A 17,326-nucleotide genomic window follows, 5' to 3' on the forward strand; every position below is an offset into this window, starting at 1 on the left:
GGAAGATGCCGCTCATATCCGGATGTGCACCGGATCTGATCTCTCATGTGATTGCGACGGACAGCCTCCCAGCAGCCTCCTCACCCTGAAAATGATACTAGAAAACTGTCAGGAAGCTGTCACGCGAAATGCGCGGCCCGTTCGCGGCAACTAGATCCGCCGGAAAGTGAGGTAAGCACCAACGCGGCCTTCGCGGTGGGCCTTCTGCTCGTAGCGGGTACCGGGCCAGCCTTCATAGGGCGTATGCCAATCCGCCGGACTTGCCGCCTGCCAGTCGAAATCGGGATGCGCATCGCAATGCTGCAGCGTCCAGTTCACATAGGTATCTATGTCGGAAGCAAAGCGAAAGCGCGCACCCGGCTTGAGTACGCGGGCGAAGCGATCGAGATTTTTCCCGCTGACGAACCGGCGCTTCCAGTGCTTCTTCTTGGGCCAGGGATCAGGATAGAACAGGTCTATCCCGTCCAGCGAAGCCTCGGGCAGCCAATCCAGCACCTGCGTTGCGTCATCGTCGTAAAGCCGGATGTTCTGAAGCGGATTGGCATGGAGATCGACCACCAGCTTTGCCATACTGTTGACGAATGGCTCGACGCCGATGAACCCGGCCATGGGGCAGCGCGCCGCCTCATGCAGCAGATGCTCGCCGCCGCCGAAGCCGATTTCCAGCCGTACCGCGCCGACCTCCGCCGAAAACAGCGAACGCAGATCTGCCGGCGCGGGCTGGTCGAGGTCGAGTTTCAGGACCGGCAGAAGCTCATCCCGGATCGAACGTTGCAGCGGACGCAGTGTCTTGCCCGCTCGCCTGCCGAAAAAAGCTTCCGTGGACCTTGCCCGCCTCGCCTCCGTCATGATTTTCACGCGTGGCCGCTCAGGCGGCCACGGCGCTCTTCAACTGCTTGACGAGATCGGTCTTCTCCCAGGAGAACGAACCATCCCGGCCCGGCTTGCGGCCAAAGTGGCCATAGGCGGACGTCTTGGCATAGATCGGCTTGTTGAGGTCGAGATGCTTGCGGATGCCTGTCGGCGACAGGTCCATGACGCTTCGCAGCGCCCGCTCGACGGCATCTTCCCTGACCTTGCCCGTGCCATGAAGATCGACATAGACAGACAGCGGCTGTGCTACGCCGATAGCGTAGGAAAGCTGGATCGTGCAGCGGTCGGCGAGACCAGCGGCAACGACGTTCTTGGCAAGGTAACGCGCGGCATAGGCGGCCGAACGATCGACCTTCGTCGTATCCTTGCCGGAGAAAGCACCGCCGCCATGCGGCGCTGCGCCACCATAGGTATCGACGATGATCTTGCGCCCGGTCAGCCCGGCATCACCGTCGGGTCCGCCGATGACGAACCGACCGGTGGGATTGATGTACCAGATGCAGTCATCCGCGACCTTCAGATCACCGAGCGCCTCGAGAATATAGGGCTCGACTACCTTGCGCACCTTCTTCGAGTCCCAGCTTGCATCGAGATGCTGGGTCGAGAGCACGATCTGCGTCGCTTCCTTGGCAACGCCGTCGACATAGCGCACGGTCACCTGGCTCTTCGCATCCGGTCCAAGCTTGCCGACATCGCCCTCGCCCTTGTGGCGGGCAATGGAAAGCAGTTCGAGGATCTTGTGGGAATAATAGATCGGTGCGGGCATGAGGTCTGGCGTTTCGCGGCAGGCATAGCCGAACATGATGCCCTGGTCGCCGGCTCCCTCTTCGCCCTGCCGGTCGGCGGCATTGTCCACGCCCTGCGCGATGTCCGCCGATTGCGGGTGGAGAAGCACGTCGATCTTGGCGGTCTTCCAGTTGAAGCCGTCCTGTTCATAGCCAATGGCGCGGATGGCACGCCGCGCCGCGGCGCGAAAACGCGATGGGTTGATGACAGGATTGCCCTGTGCATCCTTTACCGTCTTGCCGTCCTTGTCCTTCTTCAACAGCGTATCAGGCACCCGGACCTCGCCGGCGATGACAACGCGATTGGTCGTGGCGAGGGTTTCGCACCCGACACGCACGCTCCACGGATCGACGCCCGTCTTGCGGGCTTCTTTATAAATCATGTCGACGATTTCGTCGGAAATCCGGTCACAGACCTTGTCCGGATGACCTTCCGATACGGATTCACTTGTAAAAAGGTAGGAACTGCGCGTCACGGGAAACCCCTCTTGAAAGCTAGCAAATGCCAAAAGGCGCATAGTCTTTGCCAAGTCAAAGACATTCCGTCAATCGCTTTCATTTTCAAACTTGTGGCCGTGCAGGGATTTTATTTTTCGCAGAACGTCGGAGGCTTCAGCCGACGTCGTCCTCCTGACCGAGCGTACGCACCAGATCGAGCACCTTGCGCCTTATCTTGGGGTCGCCGATCCTGGCGAAGGCGCGAGCAAGCTGAATACCCTCGGAACTGTTGAGAAATCCGACGACATAGGTCGTTTCACTCTCCTCGTCGAAGCCCTTCGATCGTTCCGCCTGACCGGGCATGTCGTCGAAGAAGAAGGTGACGGGAACATTGAGAATATTCGCAATCGCCTGCAATCGGCTGGCGCCGACGCGATTGGTCCCCTTCTCGTATTTCTGGATCTGCTGGAATGTAATGCCAAGACTTTCGCCAAGTTTCTCCTGGCTCAAGCCAATCATATTGCGGCGTAGTCTAATTCTTGCGCCAACATGAAGGTCAACGGGATTCGGGCTCTTTTTATTATCGGACATGAAAATCTCATTCGTATGAAATGGGGCTGAGTATTAATTTTATCATCAATGTATCAACGGACCAAATAAGGCCCTTATTCGACAGGTCGGTGCTCAAATGTCAACCGAACCTTCTCCTGTGACGCAAAAAATACGTCATTGTTGCAACCAGTACGGCTAGAATAACAACCCAGAATTGAGCATTGCGCGTCGCCTCGCTCATAGGTGGCCGTATCCTGGCCGGCAACCGGACATCCGATACGCCGACCGCATTCAGCGCCAGCCCATCGATGATTCGTCCATAGGGATCGACCACGGCGGAGAGCCCATTATTGGCAGCCCGGATAAGAGGCAGGCCGAGCTCCACCGCCCGCAACTGCGCCTGGCGGAAGTGCTGGTACGGGCCGGGTGTATCGCCATACCAGGCATCGTTGGTGACATTGACGATGGCATTGGCTGGCGAGCCTGCATAATCCATCTCGCCGGGGAAGATGGCCTCATAGCAGATGAGCGGCAGCACCGCGAAACCCGGCAATACGGGAAGCGAACGCCGGCTTGCCGCCGGTGTGAACCCGCCCGGCATCTCGACTACCTCGGTGAGGCCGAGCCGCCGCAATATATGCTCCAGCGGCAGATATTCGCCGAAGGGGACGAGGTGCACCTTGTCGGCCGCACCGGTTATTCCGTTCTTGCCATCGATCACATAGATCGAATTGTAATAAGCGGGCTCCGCCTCGCCGCCCGGCTCTTCCAGCCTTATCGCGCCCGCCAGGAGCGTCTGCCCGTCGCCGAGCGTCTCCGTGATCGCCTTCATCGCGTCGGGGGATTTCGTCAGGAGGTAGGGTACGGCAGTTTCCGGCCAGACGATTATCTGGGGACTGGCGGCGCCCGCTGCCGGTGGCTGACGCGTCAGGTCGAGGTATTTGTCGAGGATGTCACGCCGCGCGTCGGCATCCCACTTCATATCCTGCGCAATGGACGGCTGGACGATACGCACCTGCGGTCCATCGTCGACGATCGTCGCGTTGGACAGGCGGAGTGCTCCGTACCCCACATGCAAACCGATCAGGACGATTGCCAGCGCCGCACCCGCAAGGCGGTGGAGGCGATCGGAAACGAGCGCCGGCATGGCGAATACGATCACCGCGAGCACATTCATCGCCAACAGGCCGATAGCCGCCGAAGACTGCATGAGCAGTGGCACGGGCATGGCCGCATAGCCGATGGCATTCCAAGGAAAGCCGGTCAACAGGAATGACCGAAGCCACTCCGCCAACCCGAGCCCGAAGGCGAGCGCGAAGATGCGGCCTAGCCCATCGCTCCACACGAGGCGGGCAATGGCGGCGCCGAGCCCATAGAACAGTGCGAGGAAGGCCGGCAGGCCAAGTATGGCGAAGGGAATGGCCCAGGCGAAATTCTGCGCGTCCACCAACAGCGCATTTCCGATCCACCAGAGCCCCAGGACGAAATATCCGAAGCCGAACCACCATCCGGTGAGGGCTGCGGGCAGGAGCCGCCATATGCCCCCTCGATCAGGCCCGCCAGTCGCTCCGTCGATGAGCCAGACCAGCACAGGAAATGCCATGAAGGCGGCCGCGATGAAATCGTAGGGCGGAAGCGCGAAACTGGCGCACCCACCGGCAAGGAACGCCGCAAGAGCGCGCTTCCAGCCCGACAGCAGCGCAAGCTTGCCTATCCAAAGCTGAAACGCGCTTTTCTCCCGCTGCGGGCCGTCCATCCGCTTCTGGCGCAATTGCAGCGACGAAATGGTCATTCCCGCTCTTGCGCGGACTGGTCTTGCGGGACCTCGTCGCGCGCATCGGGCCGGCTGGTGCGCCGTTCGCCATGCCGCACAGGCGCTATGCGCACCTTGCGGATGCGGCGTGGATCGACCTCCAAAACATGGAACTCGTAGCCTGGCACGGCCTGCACGGTTTCGCCCCGCACCGGAATCCGGCCGAGGATCGAGAAAATGAGGCCGCCGACGGTGTCCACGTCCTCCCCGTGCTCGCCGACAATGAAGGCAGGACCGATCGCTTCAGCGATTTCCTCGAGTTCGGCGCGGGCATCGGCGATAAAGCTGCCATCGGCCTCGGCAGTGATCATGACCTCGTCATCATCATGCTCGTCCTCGATGTCGCCGACGACCATCTCGACGACGTCCTCCAGCGAAACCAGTCCATCGGTACCGCCATACTCGTCGATTACCAGCGCTATCTGGATACGCTGGGCCTGCATGCGCGCCATGAGCTCGTTTGCAAGCATCGATGGCGGCACGAACAGCACCGGCCGCATCAGGTTCAGGTCGGCCACGGATTTCGTCAGGTCGACATTGGAGAAATCGAGCTTGGCGCCGGCGGTCGTCTTGGCGCTGCGCGCGGTCCGGCGAGCCGCCTTCGGCCGCGACACCTTGGTGATATGATTGACGACGTCGCGGATATGCACCATGCCGCGCGGGTCATCCAGCGTCTCGGCGAAGACCGGCATGCGCGAATGTCCGGATTTCTCGAACATTTCGAGCAGATCGCCCAGCGATGTGGAGATTTCGACGGCCTCGATGTCCGCCCGCGGAATCATCACATCCTCCACGCGCAATTCGCGCAGGCGCAGGATGTTGTGAAGCATGGCCCTTTCTTCCGGCGAAAAGGCGGAATCGTCATGATGTTCCTCAGCCAGCGCGGCGTCGATATCCTCGCGCAGGGTATTGCCCGCACGGTTGCGTAGGAACGGAAAGATCGTTGAAAGAAGCGAGCGCTTTTCGGGGATGGGCGCTCTGGGCGTACTTTGCCCTTCGGCATCACTCTCCTGACCGCTGGAGCTCTTGGCTGCTGCGGCCGGATCGTTCTGGTGCGACGTGTCAGACATGGTCCTCAATCGTGTTGATCGTCAATGACCGATAGCGCATATGGGTCCGGGATGGCAAGCCGCGCGAGCACGTTGCGCTCCAGCTGCTCCATTTCTTCCGCCTCCTCGGTCTCCAGATGGTCATATCCGAGCAAATGGAGCAGGCCGTGCACGATGAGATGCGTCAGATGGTGGTCGAAAGGCTTGTGCTCGGTCAGTGCTTCCCTCTCGACCGTTTCCCGCGCGATGACGATATCGCCGAGCATGGGTCCGGGCTTCTGCCCCCGTTTCACCGGGAAGGCCGGGAATGACAGCACGTTCGTCGCCTTGTCCTTTTCGCGCCAGTCGCTGTTGAGCTCCCGGATCTGCGCGTCGTCGGTAAAAACGAGGCTGAGCTCGCTCTCCGGTTGCCGGCCGGCGTCCAACTCGTCCCAGACGGCGGCGACGGCACGCCGTGCCAATGCTTCAAGCTGCGCCGCCTCGTACCAGCCGTCGCTTTCAATCAATATGTCGATATCGATCACGGTCGAAACCTTTATCCCTCGCTAGCGTCGGCGACCGCCACTGGCGGGCACGCCAGACCCGGTCAGGGCCTGGCGCCTTCCTTGTCATAGGCCCGGACGATGGCCGCAACCAGCGGATGGCGTACGACGTCCACATCGGTGAAGCGCACGGTGACGATCCCCGGCACGTCGTCCAGTATCTTCAACGCCTCGACCAGGCCGGATTTCTGACCGGGCGGCAGGTCGATCTGGCTCGGATCGCCGGTGATGATCATGCGCGCATTCTCGCCGAGACGCGTCAGGAACATCTTCATCTGCATCGAGGTGGTATTCTGCGCCTCGTCGAGAATGATCGCCGAATGGGCAAGCGTGCGCCCGCGCATGAAGGCCAATGGCGCGATCTCGATCACGCCCGCCGCAATCGCCCGCTCGACCTTGTCGGCAGGCATCATGTCGTAGAGCGCATCGTAGAGCGGGCGCAGATAGGGATCGACCTTCTCCTTCATGTCGCCCGGCAGGAAGCCGAGCCGCTCGCCGGCTTCGACGGCGGGACGCGAAAGAATGATGCGATCCACCAGGCCGCGTTCCAGCAACATGGCCGCATGGGCGACGGCAAGATAGGTCTTGCCGGTACCGGCCGGGCCGACGCCGAAAACGAGCTCGGCCCGATCGAGCGCCCGCATGTAGGCGTCCTGGGTCGGCGTGCGGGCAAAGATCGTCTTCTTGCGGGTGGAAATCTGTGCGACCGCCATTTTGCTCTTTTCCATTGTTGGCAGCGACAGCTGGTCATCGGCAGCGACGGCCATTCGCAATGCACCATCGACGTCGGATGCCGAAATGTCATGGCCCTTCTGCAGCAGTTCGTAAAGCTGGTCGAGGGCGCGCCTTGCCTGCTCGGTCGCACCCGGCTCGCCGCGGATCGCAAGCTGGTTGCCCTTGGAGCGTACATCGACGCCGAGTTTCTTCTCGATTCGGGCGAGATTTTCATCGAATTGGCCGAACAAGGCGCTCGCCAGTCGATTGTTGTCAAAGGTCAGTACGATATGCGCCAGATCTGAGGCTCCTTTCGGAGCGGGTTTCAGCTTCTCGGTGGCGTTCAAACGGCTCTCCTAAAGTTCTCAGCCTTTATATAACCCTGCTGCCTGCCGAATCCATCTCCCGAATGCCGATAAGGCTGTTGGTTCCGGTATCGATGATTCGTACATTGATAATGTCGCCGATTCCACCGCCGTGTACATCGATAATTACAGGTTGTAACCAGGGAGAGCGTCCGACCATCTGTCCGGGCTGCCGGCCGGCCTTTTCGATCAGCACATCCATGGTCTTGCCGATGAGGCTGCGCTGGAACGCATATTGCTGTTCACTGAGCAAGGCCTGCAGCCGCTGGAGCCTGCTGTCCTTGATTTCCTCGGCGACATGATCGGCCATATCGGCACCGGGAGTACCCGGCCGGGGTGAATATTTGAACGAATAGGCGGCCGCATAGGTCACATCGCGCGCAAGCTGCATCGTCGCCTCGAAATCCGCCTCCGTCTCCCCCGGAAAGCCGACGATGAAATCGCCGGACAGCGCTATGTCCGAACGGGCATTGCGGATCTTCTCGATAAGACGCACATAGTCGCTGCCCGTATGCTTGCGGTTCATCGCCTTGAGAATACGGTCGGAACCGGCCTGAACGGGCAGATGGAGATAGGGCATCAGCATGCGCAGGTCGCGATGCGCCTCGATCAACGCATCCTCCATGTCGCGCGGGTGGCTGGTGACGTAGCGCAGCCGCGCGAGGCCGGGGATTTCGGCGAGCCTGTAAAGAAGTTCCGCCAGGCCCCATTCGCGGCCATCATCGCCCTTGCCGTGCCAGGCATTGACGTTCTGCCCGAGCAGCGTCAGTTCCCTTACACCCGCATCGACGAGCTTTTCGGCTTCCTTGAGTATCTGGCTCACCGGCCGCGAGACTTCGGCACCACGCGTATAGGGTACGACACAGAACGTGCAGAACTTGTCGCAGCCTTCCTGCACTGTGAGGAAGGCGGTGACTCCACGGCTTCTCGTCTGCTCCTTTGGCGGCGACGGAAGATGTTCGAACTTGTCTTCGATGGCGTATTCGGTCTCGACCACGCGCTCGCCCTGCCGCACGCGCTGCAAGGCCTGCGGCAGCCGATGATAGGTCTGCGGGCCAACGACGAGATCGACCACCGGCGCGCGCCGCGTGATCTCGTCACCTTCGGCCTGCGCGACACAGCCGGCGACGCCGACAGTCAGCTCGCGACCCTCCTTGGCCCGCGCATCCTTCATCTTCCGCAGCCGACCAAGGGCGGAATAGAGCTTTTCCGACGCCTTTTCACGGATATGGCAGGTATTGATCAGGACGAGGTCGGCATCCTCGGCGGTGTCGGTCGGGCTATAGCCCTCCGCCGCCAGGCTGTCCGCCATGCGCTGGCTGTCATAGACATTCATCTGGCACCCATAGGTCTTCACATAGACCTTGCGCGCATTGCCGCGCGGGGCTTCATGCGTGGATGCTCCGGACTGATCGTCCAGTTCCTTGATGCTGCTGATATCGTCCATGCGCGGCTTCTACCGGTTTTTGGCCGGTTTGAGAATAGCCGAGTTGCCTTCGTCGTCGGCTTCGCCGAATTCACGGCCCATCAGGGATGTCTGCATCATCCGGCGCACGCGATCCTCCATGACGCGGGTCAGCGCCTTGCGGTCGCTGGCCTCGTCGATGGTCACCGGTTCGCCAAAGCGCACATCGACATCGAAGGCGCCCTCGCGCAGCATGCCGAGAAGGCTCGGCCCCAGTTCCACATCGCCCGGCCAGGCAATGATCGGGCGATGGAAGCGCCCCATCGGAATACCATGAACGCGGGTATAGGCGATGGCCACCGGCTGGATGACGACCTGTTTTGCCTCGGTCTCCTTCGTGGCGAGCTGCGCGGCGCCGAACAGGGAGGATTTGAACGGCAATATCCTGTTGCCGTCCGAGGTCGTGCCCTCCGCAAACAGGACCATGACATCGCCGGCAGCCAAGCGGCGCGCGATTTCGCTGGCCTGGGCGCGGGTCTTTCCGGGCCTGTTGCGTTCGACGAAGACCGTATCCTGCAGCTTCGACAATAGTCCGAACAGCGGCCATTGCGCCACCTCGGCCTTGGCGATGAACGACATCTCGAACAGCGAAGCGAGCACGACGATATCGCTCCATGAGGAATGATTTGCCGCCAGCAGGAGCGGACGCCCCTGCGCCGGCACACCGTGGACATGAACGCGCACGCCGAGAATACGCAACATCGACCGGTGAAACAGCAGTGGCAGCTTGCGGCGCAGCCCCAGGCCGGCCTTGACGAGCACGAACTGGATCGGAACCAGGAGAAGGACCACAAGGGCGAAGGCCAGCGATGCCAGGACCAGCCTGATGCGTGCGATCATGTCAGCGGCCAGCCGTCAGGTCGCGCCGCATGGTCAGGGCGGCGACACGCCCCGCGGCCGTCTCGTAGTAACCCGGCCGCCTGCCGACCTGCTTGAAGCCGAGCCGGCGATAAAGGGCAATGGCGGCGGCATTCAATTCATCGACCTCCAGGAAAAGCATTCCAGCCCTGGCATTGTGCAGGTGCCGCAGGGTGGCATCCATCAAGGCATAGCCCAATCCCTGCCGCTGCGAGGCGGGCGCGACGCCTATGGTCAATATCTCGGCCTCGTCCAGTATCTGCCGGGCAAGCACGAAACCGCCGGGCGGCGCTTTGCGGTTTCCTTCCTCGCGAGCGATGAAGCCGAAGGTCCTTGAGTCGCGCAGCATGGCTTCGATATCGTCCTCGCTCCACGGCTGGAAGAATGTCGCTGCATGTATCGGCGCGACGTGCCGCGCATCCTCGCGCGTCAATGGTTCGATGACGAAGGGCCGCTGCCGCAGGCTATCGAAGGGAAATCCCATCATTGGGCGTCCTCCTGCCGCTTGAGGACAAAGCCCTGTTGCGGCTTCACGTCGAGACCGCGCAGGTAGAGCGGGCTCGGCACGCCGGCGGCAGTGCGTGAAGCACCCAGACGGGCGAAAGCTTCGGCCGAGCCGGTGGCCCGATGCGACGCAATTTCCAACGCCTGCCCGAGCTGCGCATTGACGAGCGCCGCGCCAGAGCCCGACAGGACCACTGGCCCCATAACCTGCAGTTTTTCCATGATGGCGGGCAGCGCATTGACGGCCGGTGCCGACAGCGGCTCGCCAGCCTCGGAAAAGAACTGCGAATAGAGTTCGTCGCGCCGCGCATCGATGATCGAAAGGACGGCCCTGCCGGGCGCCTCCTGCCGTGCATCCCATGCCAGCGCTTCCAGGGTGCTTACGCCGACGACAGGGCATTTGAGGGCAAGGGCGAGGCCACGCGCCGTCGAAACCCCGACGCGGACGCCCGTGAACGAACCGGGCCCGACGCTGACGGCGATCTTGGCAATGTCGGAGATGGAATGACCGCTCCCTCGCAAGGTCTCGTCGAGCACGGCCATCAGCTGTTCCGCATGGCCCTTGCCGATATCATGGCTGACCTCGGATAGCAGGGTGCTGCTCTCCATGTCGAGGAGAGCGGCAGAACAGAGATTTGCGGCAGTGTCGAGCGCGAGCAATTTCATTTGCTACCGCCTAAACAAGATTGCGGCGGCAAACAAGTAGCTTGCGCCGGCTATTGCCCGGTTTCACCGGCGAGCTTGGCCTTCAATTCCTGGCGGCGGCGGTGAAGCACCGGTTCGGTATAGCCGTTCGGCTGCTCGCGCCCCTTGAACACGAGATCACAGGCGGCCTGGAATGCAACGGAGCCGTCGAAATCAGGCGACATCGGCCGGTAATATGGATCGCCTTCGTTCTGCCTGTCGACGACGGCTGCCATGCGCCTCATCGTTTCGAGCACCTGGGTCTCGTTCGTCACGCCGTGATGCAGCCAATTGGCGATGTGCTGGGCGGAAATGCGCAGCGTCGCCCGATCTTCCATGAGCCCGACATTGTTGATGTCAGGCACTTTCGAACAGCCCACGCCCTGGTCGATCCAGCGGACGACATAGCCGAGAATGCCTTGCGCATTGTTGTCGAGTTCGCGCTGGACGTCCTCCGGCGTCCAGTTCGGCCGGCTTGCGACGGGAATCGACAGGATATCGCCGAGCTTGGCGCGCGACCGCTGCTTCAGGCCGGCCTGCACCTCGGCGACGTTCACCCTGTGATAATGGGTGGCATGCAGCGTGGCGGCCGTCGGCGAGGGAACCCAGGCCGTGTTCGCGCCTGCCTTCGGGTGGCCGATCTTCTGTTCGAGCATGGCGGCCATCAGGTCGGGCATGGCCCACATGCCCTTGCCGATCTGCGCGTGGCCGGAAAGGCCGCATTCGAGGCCTATATCCACGTTCCAGTTCTCATAGGCGCCGATCCAGGCGGCCTGTTTCATGTCGCCCTTGCGGATCATCGGGCCGGCTTCCATGGAGGTGTGGATTTCATCGCCAGTGCGGTCCAGGAAGCCGGTATTGATGAAGACCACCCGCTCTCTTGCGGCGCGAATGCACTCCTTGAGATTGACCGTGGTGCGCCGTTCCTCGTCCATGATGCCCATCTTCATGGTATTCGGGGCCATTCCGAGAATTTTCTCGACGCGCGCGAACAGTTCCGATGCAAAGGCGACCTCTTCGGGCCCGTGCATTTTCGGCTTTACCACATACATGGAGCCGGCACGGGAATTCGCATGCCTGCCGCCAGCGCCGATATCGTGCAGAGCCGCCAGCGCCGTCACCGCCGCGTCCATGATGCCTTCCGGGACTTCTTCCCCCTTGCTGTCCAGAATGGCCGGATTCGTCATCAGGTGACCGACATTGCGCACCAGCATCAGCGAGCGGCCAGGCAAAGTGAGTGGCTTGCCATCGCGACCGGTATAGGTACGGTCGGGGTTGAGCTTGCGGGTGACCGTCTTGCCGCCCTTCTCGAAACTGTCTTCCAGATCGCCCTTCATCAGCCCGAGCCAGTTGCGGTAGACGACGACCTTGTCTTCCGCATCGACGGCAGCAACGGAATCTTCGCAATCCTGTATCGTGGTCAGGGCGGATTCAAGAATGACGTCGGCGATATGCGCGGCATCGGTCTTGCCGATCGGATGTCCGGCATCGACGACGATCTCCGTATGCAGCCCATTCCTGGCCAGAACGACGGCGGACGGCGCCGATGCGTCACCGCGATAACCAACAAATTGCGCCGGCTCGGCCAACCCGACATCGCGGTCGCCGAGAACGATCGCGAGAGCGCCGTCCTTGACTTGGAGGCCGGTCACACCGGACCAGCTGCCGCTTTCCAGCGGCGCACTCTCGTCAAGAAATTTCCGCGCCCATTCAATGACCTTGGCGCCGCGCTGCGGATTGAAGGATGTTCCCTTTTCGGCGCCGCCATCCTCGGAAATCGCATCGGTTCCGTAAAGGGCGTCGTAGAGCGAGCCCCACCTTGCATTGGCGGCGTTCAGCGCATAGCGCGCATTCATCACCGGCACGACCAGCTGGGGCCCCGCCGTGGTGGCTATTTCCGGATCGACATTGGTCGTGGAGACGGAGAATTCGCCGCCCTCCGGCAAGAGATAACCTATCTCGCGCAGGAATGCCTCGTATTCCTGGTCGCCATAGCCGCTCTCCCGCCGGTCGCGGTAGAACTGGTCGAGCTTCTCCTGAAACAGGTCGCGCTTTTCGAGCAATGCCCGATTGCGCGGGCCGAGTTCTTCGATGATGCCGGCGAGGCCATGCCAGAATTTCTGCACATCGACACCGGTTCCCGGCGCAGCTTCCTTCTCGACAAAGTCGTAAAGTTCCTGCGCCACTTTCAAACCGCTGATCTCGATGCGCTCGCTCATGTGTGCCAACTCCTGATTGTTGCTCGTCTTCCTTGAACACGCTGAGCGCGATGCAGTCAACGCGCTCATCAAACCTGTATCGATTAAATGAGGCCGCCTAGTGCGCTATGCGGGGGCGACCGGTCGCCGTCGCGATGATCACCGCCTCGATGAATTTGCGCTGGTCCTCCACCGTCGCCGCCTTGATGTCCCGCCGGATGCCGATCTGCGCCTCATCCGTGCCTGCCTCCTGCGAAAGCAGCATGACCTGTTCGCGCAGCGCAGTTTCGGCAAAGCCCAGGGCTTCGTCCTCATCGGCAAAATCGGCAAGCACATTGCCGGCCGAGACACGAAACAAGCCCTCCGTGGGCTGGCTGACAAGCGCCTCGACCGCGACGCGCACCTGGCCGACAACGGCGCCGAGTGCATTGGCGACGTCGGTATCGGCGGGTACGATGGCGGCGATGCCGAGTTCCTCGCCCACGGCGGGGTAATAGACGGGGGCCGATGCACCGAGGCCGACCAGTGGACGGTCGATCTCGAGCTTGATGCCGGCGATGCCGTGCCGGCGCTCCAGCGCGTTCTGGACGAGCAGATGCGAAACCACCTCCGCGCCCTCATGGCCATCTTCGGCAAAGGCCGTCTCCAGCACCACCTCGGACGAGCGGCGCACCAAAGCACGATAGGTACGCTCCGACAGTTCTTCGGGCGTGTCGCAGAACGGCCTTCCTGCACCATCCTTGCGCCGGGCGAAGAGGATCGCGCCGTATCTGGCCGCTTCGGCATCCCAATTCGCCTGGAGGCCGAGCACATGGCACGCATCGGATGGCGTGAAACCTGCAAGGTGGATCAGCCCGCGGGCCACCAGCCTGTTGATGCCCGCGGTCTGCGACACGGAGTTGAGCAGCCTGTCGAGGGGCTGCGGCTCACTGGTGATCCGCTCGAAGAGCTCCGCCTCGCTTCTGCTCAGGCCAGACGCCATGCGCGCGGGAATGCCGGTGCGCAGCGCAAAGCGACCATCCTGCCTGCCGGCATTTGCGGCCTTCACCTGGCGGAGCAGATGCTCCCGAACTTCGCCATGATCGGCAGCAAGCAGCGACAGCGGTACGAGCCGGCGCGGCCCGAGCTTGATGCCGGGCTTCATGGCATTATCGTCCAGCGAAACTTCCGAATCGCCTCCAAGGCCGAACGTGCGCATGGCGACGGCCTCGACCATCGTCCGGAATCCGCCGACCGTGGCGCCATCGGGATCGAGCCGCGGCCTGCCCTGCTCGAGTACCGCCACATCCGTGGTCGTGCCGCCGATATCCGATATCAACGCATTGTCGAGGCCCGTCATGTGGCGGGCGCCGACAAGACTGGCGGCCGGACCCGACAGGATCGTCTCGATCGGCCGATGCCGGGCAAATGCTGCCGAGACCAGCGCGCCATCGCCCCGCACCACCATGAGCGGCGCATGGATATTGCGCTGGACCAGAAAACCTTCGGTGGCCGTGACGAGCCTGTCGATCATGGCGATCAGCCGGGCATTGAGCACTGTCGTCAGCGCGCGGCGGGGTCCGTTCAGCTTGGCCGAAAGTTCATGGCTGCAGGTAACGGGCAGGCCCGTCACCGAGTGGACGAGAGAGCGGACAGCCACCTCATGCTCCGGATTGCGCACCGCGAAATAGGCGCAGACGGCAAAGCCGGTGACCTCCTGGCTCAACGATGGCAGCAGTTTTTCGAGTTCCGAACAATCGAACGGCCGGGGCCTGCCATAGACGTCATGGCCGCCCGGCACGAAGATGACAGGATCGGAGCCGAGCGCCGATTTCAGATCGGCTTTTTCGAGGTCCGATTGCGAAAACCCGACCATGATGAGGCAAATCCGCCCGCCCTGCCCTTCGACGAGGGCATTGGTCGCAAGGGTGGTCGACATGGAAACAAGCCTGATATCCGCGGGATCTACCGAAGCTTCCGCCATGATGCGATCCACCGCACCGGATATGCCGACGCTCAGGTCATGGCGGGTCGTCAATGCCTTCGCCTTGGCGATCACACCGAGCGCCTGGGACCAGAGCACCGCATCGGTATAGGTGCCGCCCGTATCAATGCCGAGAAAGATTGCTTCTTCTTGGGGAGATTGAATCATGGTGACCTGCGTTTTTTTATTGCAGGATTAGCCTATGGGCCGTCGCCCCGCTAGGTCGCGAACAGGCTAATCTGCCGGAACCTTGTCGCAGACACGGCGTTCACAACAGCAAGCAGGGGGACCTCACATGGCATCACGATCAGCAGCGGCACATGCCGGTTCCAGGAAAGTCATCTATGCGGCGATCCTCGGCAACCTGCTCATTGCCGCCACCAAATTCATCGCCGCTCTCTTCACCGGCAGTTCCGCCATGCTTTCGGAGGGCGTGCATTCGCTCGTCGATACCGGCAATGGCGGATTGCTGCTCTATGGCCTGAGGCGCGCGGCGAAACCGGCCGACACGTCGCATCCGCTGGGGCATGGGCGTGAACTCTATTTCTGGAGCTTCGTCGTGGCGCTGCTGGTATTCGCTGTCGGCGCCGGTGTGTCCTTCTATGAGGGGCTCATGCATATTCTCGAGCCGGAGCCGGTCGAGAACCCCTTGATCAATTATGTGGTGCTGGGATTTGCGATGCTCTTCGAGGGCACTTCCTGGTATATCGCCCTGAAGGAATTCAGGCAGGCGAAGGGCGATCTCGGCTATGTCGAGGCAGTGCGCGAGAGCAAGGACCCGAGCGTTTTCACCGTCCTGTTCGAGGATACGGCCGCCCTGCTGGGGTTGATCGTCGCCTTCATCGGCATTTCGGCTGCTCAGCTTCTGAACATGCCCGAACTCGACGGCGTCGCATCCGTGGCCATCTCGATCATACTGGCCGCTACGGCGATCTTCCTTGCACGCGAGACCAAGGGCCTGCTCATGGGCGAAGCCGCGCTCCCGGAGGTGGAGCAGCAGATACTCGACATAGCGAACCGCGATCCCGCCGTGCAGACGGCGAACGGCGTGCTGACCGTCCATATGGGGCCGCGGCAGATCGTTGCCGGCCTGAGCGTCGAGTTCGAGGATCACATGCCGGCGCCGGAAATCGAGGCCTGCGTCCAAAGGATCGAGACCGCGCTGAGAACCGCCAATCCGGATATCGTCACGCTGTTCGTGAAGCCGCAAACGACGGGCACCTGGGAGAGCCGCCGCAAGATCATCGAAGCCGGATAGTAATCAGTCGTCGCCCTCGACCACGCGCAGCCTCAGCTGGCCTGTCGCCGAAGCGGCCGATCGCGATGTTTCGACCGCGGCACTGTCGGCTGGCGCTTCGGCCAGCTCCAGTGCCTCGATCTTCTGGCCGCGCTTCGTCACCTTGCTGGAAGAGACGAGAATATCGTCTATATCCTTGCTCGCCTGGCCGAAATGCCCCTGCAGCTTGCGCACCCGATCGTCGAGCCGGCCAACATCCTCCATCAGCCTGACGACCTCCTTCTGGATGAGATGCGCCTGTTCGCGCATCCGCACATCCTTCAACACGGCCTGGATCACCTGGATCGACAGCATCAGCAGGGAGGGCGAAACGATGACGATCCGCGAGCGATGCGCCCGCTGCACGATCGCTTCGAAATTCTCATGGATTTCGCCGAATATCGATTCCGAGGGCACGAACAGAAAGGCAGTGTCCTGCGTCTCGCCGTTCAGAAGATATTTGTCGGCGACATCGCGAATGTGAACCTCGAGGTCGCGCTTGAACCGGCTCGCCGCATCGCGCTTCTCCTCGGCGGATTCAGCTGCCCGGATGGCGTTCCAGGCCTCCAGCGGAAACTTCGCATCGATGACGAGGCTCGGCGCTCCATTGGGCATGCGCACCAGGCAATCCGGCCTGCTGCCATTGCTCAGCGTCGCCTGGAACTCATAGGCGCCCTGCGGCAGGCCATCGGCGATGATCGCCTCCATGCGCGCCTGGCCGAAAGCACCGCGGGTCTGCTTGTTGGCGAGGATCGCCTGCAACTGCACCACCTGCCCCGCCAGCGACTGGATATTGTTCTGCGCCGTGTCGATGACGGCCAGACGCTCCTGCAGCCGGGCGAGATTCTCGTGGGTCGATTTGGTCTGCTCCGTCATGGTATTGCCGATGCGCACGGTCATCCCGTCGAGCCTTTCGCGGATGGACTGGTTCAATTCGGATTGTCGCGAGCCGAAAAGCTCGGCCATCGTCTGCATCCGGCCCTGCATTTCCGCCTGGCTCTTGAGTATTTCGCTCATCCTGGCCTCGGCGTCGCGCGCACGGTCCTCGGCCTGTATTTCGGCGATAAGCCTGGCCTTTGCCGATCGCTGAACGATGACACAGGCTATGATGATGACGAGCAGCATGACCGCCGCGGCCGCGACCAGCGCCGCGCCCACGGAAACGGATGTCGCCCCCAGCTGAAAAAAGGTCTGATTCAAAGCGTTCGATGGTTCCATCGCTTGAGACTATACGATTCGGCCGGCAA

General features: G+C 61.8%; 15 protein-coding genes. 1 reads left to right on the top strand and 14 read right to left on the bottom strand.

All coding sequences use genetic code 11. The features are described from left to right. Nucleotides 1-150: 150 nt before the first annotated feature. The 13 genes from M8997_RS06870 to M8997_RS06930 form a co-directional block, all read right to left on the bottom strand. Nucleotides 151-849 (bottom strand): tRNA (guanosine(46)-N(7))-methyltransferase TrmB, encoded by a 699-nt coding sequence (locus M8997_RS06870; protein ID WP_250019243.1) that lies wholly within the window; start codon nucleotides 847-849, stop codon nucleotides 151-153. A 19-nt stretch (nucleotides 850-868) separates the two neighbouring features. Beyond that, entirely contained in the window at nucleotides 869-2,134 is a 1,266-nt protein-coding gene (metK, locus tag M8997_RS06875; protein ID WP_250019190.1) for a methionine adenosyltransferase, read from the bottom strand. A 136-nt stretch (nucleotides 2,135-2,270) separates the two neighbouring features. Then, the gene (locus M8997_RS06880) at nucleotides 2,271-2,687 is read right to left on the bottom strand and encodes a helix-turn-helix domain-containing protein (protein WP_250019191.1); all 417 of its coding nucleotides are present in this window, start codon (nucleotides 2,685-2,687) and stop codon (nucleotides 2,271-2,273) included. 100 nt (nucleotides 2,688-2,787) lie between these two features. Continuing rightward, nucleotides 2,788-4,404 carry an apolipoprotein N-acyltransferase gene (gene lnt / locus M8997_RS06885; RefSeq protein WP_250019244.1) on the bottom strand — a complete coding sequence of 539 codons (1,617 nt, stop codon included), beginning with the start codon at nucleotides 4,402-4,404 and terminating at the stop codon, nucleotides 2,788-2,790. 32 nt (nucleotides 4,405-4,436) lie between these two features. Next, nucleotides 4,437-5,531 (bottom strand): hemolysin family protein, encoded by a 1,095-nt coding sequence (locus M8997_RS06890; RefSeq protein WP_250019192.1) that lies wholly within the window; start codon nucleotides 5,529-5,531, stop codon nucleotides 4,437-4,439. A gap of 5 nt (nucleotides 5,532-5,536) precedes the next feature. Beyond that, nucleotides 5,537-6,034: an rRNA maturation RNase YbeY gene (gene ybeY / locus M8997_RS06895; protein WP_250019193.1), complete on the bottom strand. Its 498-nt coding sequence runs from the start codon at nucleotides 6,032-6,034 to the stop codon at nucleotides 5,537-5,539. Nucleotides 6,035-6,096: 62 nt separating this feature from the next. Further along, on the bottom strand, nucleotides 6,097-7,113 hold the full coding sequence (locus tag M8997_RS06900) for a PhoH family protein (RefSeq protein ID WP_250019194.1): 1,017 nt from the start codon (nucleotides 7,111-7,113) through the stop codon (nucleotides 6,097-6,099). A gap of 25 nt (nucleotides 7,114-7,138) precedes the next feature. Continuing rightward, a complete protein-coding gene (gene miaB, locus M8997_RS06905) occupies nucleotides 7,139-8,578 on the bottom strand; it encodes a tRNA (N6-isopentenyl adenosine(37)-C2)-methylthiotransferase MiaB (RefSeq protein ID WP_250019195.1) in 1,440 nt (479 codons plus the stop codon). A gap of 9 nt (nucleotides 8,579-8,587) precedes the next feature. Then, nucleotides 8,588-9,436, bottom strand: coding sequence for a 1-acyl-sn-glycerol-3-phosphate acyltransferase (locus M8997_RS06910; protein ID WP_250019196.1), 849 nt, complete (start codon nucleotides 9,434-9,436; stop codon nucleotides 8,588-8,590). Nucleotide 9,437: 1 nt separating this feature from the next. Next, complete coding sequence (gene rimI, locus M8997_RS06915; RefSeq protein WP_371929553.1) at nucleotides 9,438-9,938, bottom strand: ribosomal protein S18-alanine N-acetyltransferase; 501 nt, start codon at nucleotides 9,936-9,938, stop codon at nucleotides 9,438-9,440. Beyond that, nucleotides 9,938-10,624 carry a tRNA (adenosine(37)-N6)-threonylcarbamoyltransferase complex dimerization subunit type 1 TsaB gene (gene tsaB, locus M8997_RS06920; RefSeq protein ID WP_250019198.1) on the bottom strand — a complete coding sequence of 229 codons (687 nt, stop codon included), beginning with the start codon at nucleotides 10,622-10,624 and terminating at the stop codon, nucleotides 9,938-9,940. Before tsaB ends, rimI begins: the two co-directional genes overlap by 1 nt. Before the next feature lie 50 nt (nucleotides 10,625-10,674). Further along, nucleotides 10,675-12,861: a malate synthase G gene (locus M8997_RS06925; protein WP_250019199.1), complete on the bottom strand. Its 2,187-nt coding sequence runs from the start codon at nucleotides 12,859-12,861 to the stop codon at nucleotides 10,675-10,677. A 97-nt stretch (nucleotides 12,862-12,958) separates the two neighbouring features. Then, nucleotides 12,959-14,971, bottom strand: coding sequence for a hydantoinase/oxoprolinase family protein (locus M8997_RS06930; RefSeq protein ID WP_250019200.1), 2,013 nt, complete (start codon nucleotides 14,969-14,971; stop codon nucleotides 12,959-12,961). A gap of 127 nt (nucleotides 14,972-15,098) precedes the next feature. On the opposite strand from M8997_RS06930, the gene M8997_RS06935 reads away from it, so the two are divergent. Then, entirely contained in the window at nucleotides 15,099-16,061 is a 963-nt protein-coding gene (locus M8997_RS06935; RefSeq protein WP_250019201.1) for a cation diffusion facilitator family transporter, read from the top strand. A gap of 3 nt (nucleotides 16,062-16,064) precedes the next feature. Here M8997_RS06935 and M8997_RS06940 read toward each other — a convergent pair whose 3' ends face one another. Further along, the gene (locus tag M8997_RS06940; protein ID WP_250019202.1) at nucleotides 16,065-17,297 is read right to left on the bottom strand and encodes a DNA recombination protein RmuC; all 1,233 of its coding nucleotides are present in this window, start codon (nucleotides 17,295-17,297) and stop codon (nucleotides 16,065-16,067) included. Nucleotides 17,298-17,326 lie beyond the last annotated feature (29 nt).

The organism is Phyllobacterium sp. 21LDTY02-6 (assembly GCF_023554255.2).
Taxonomy (GTDB): Bacteria; Pseudomonadota; Alphaproteobacteria; order Rhizobiales; family Rhizobiaceae; genus Phyllobacterium.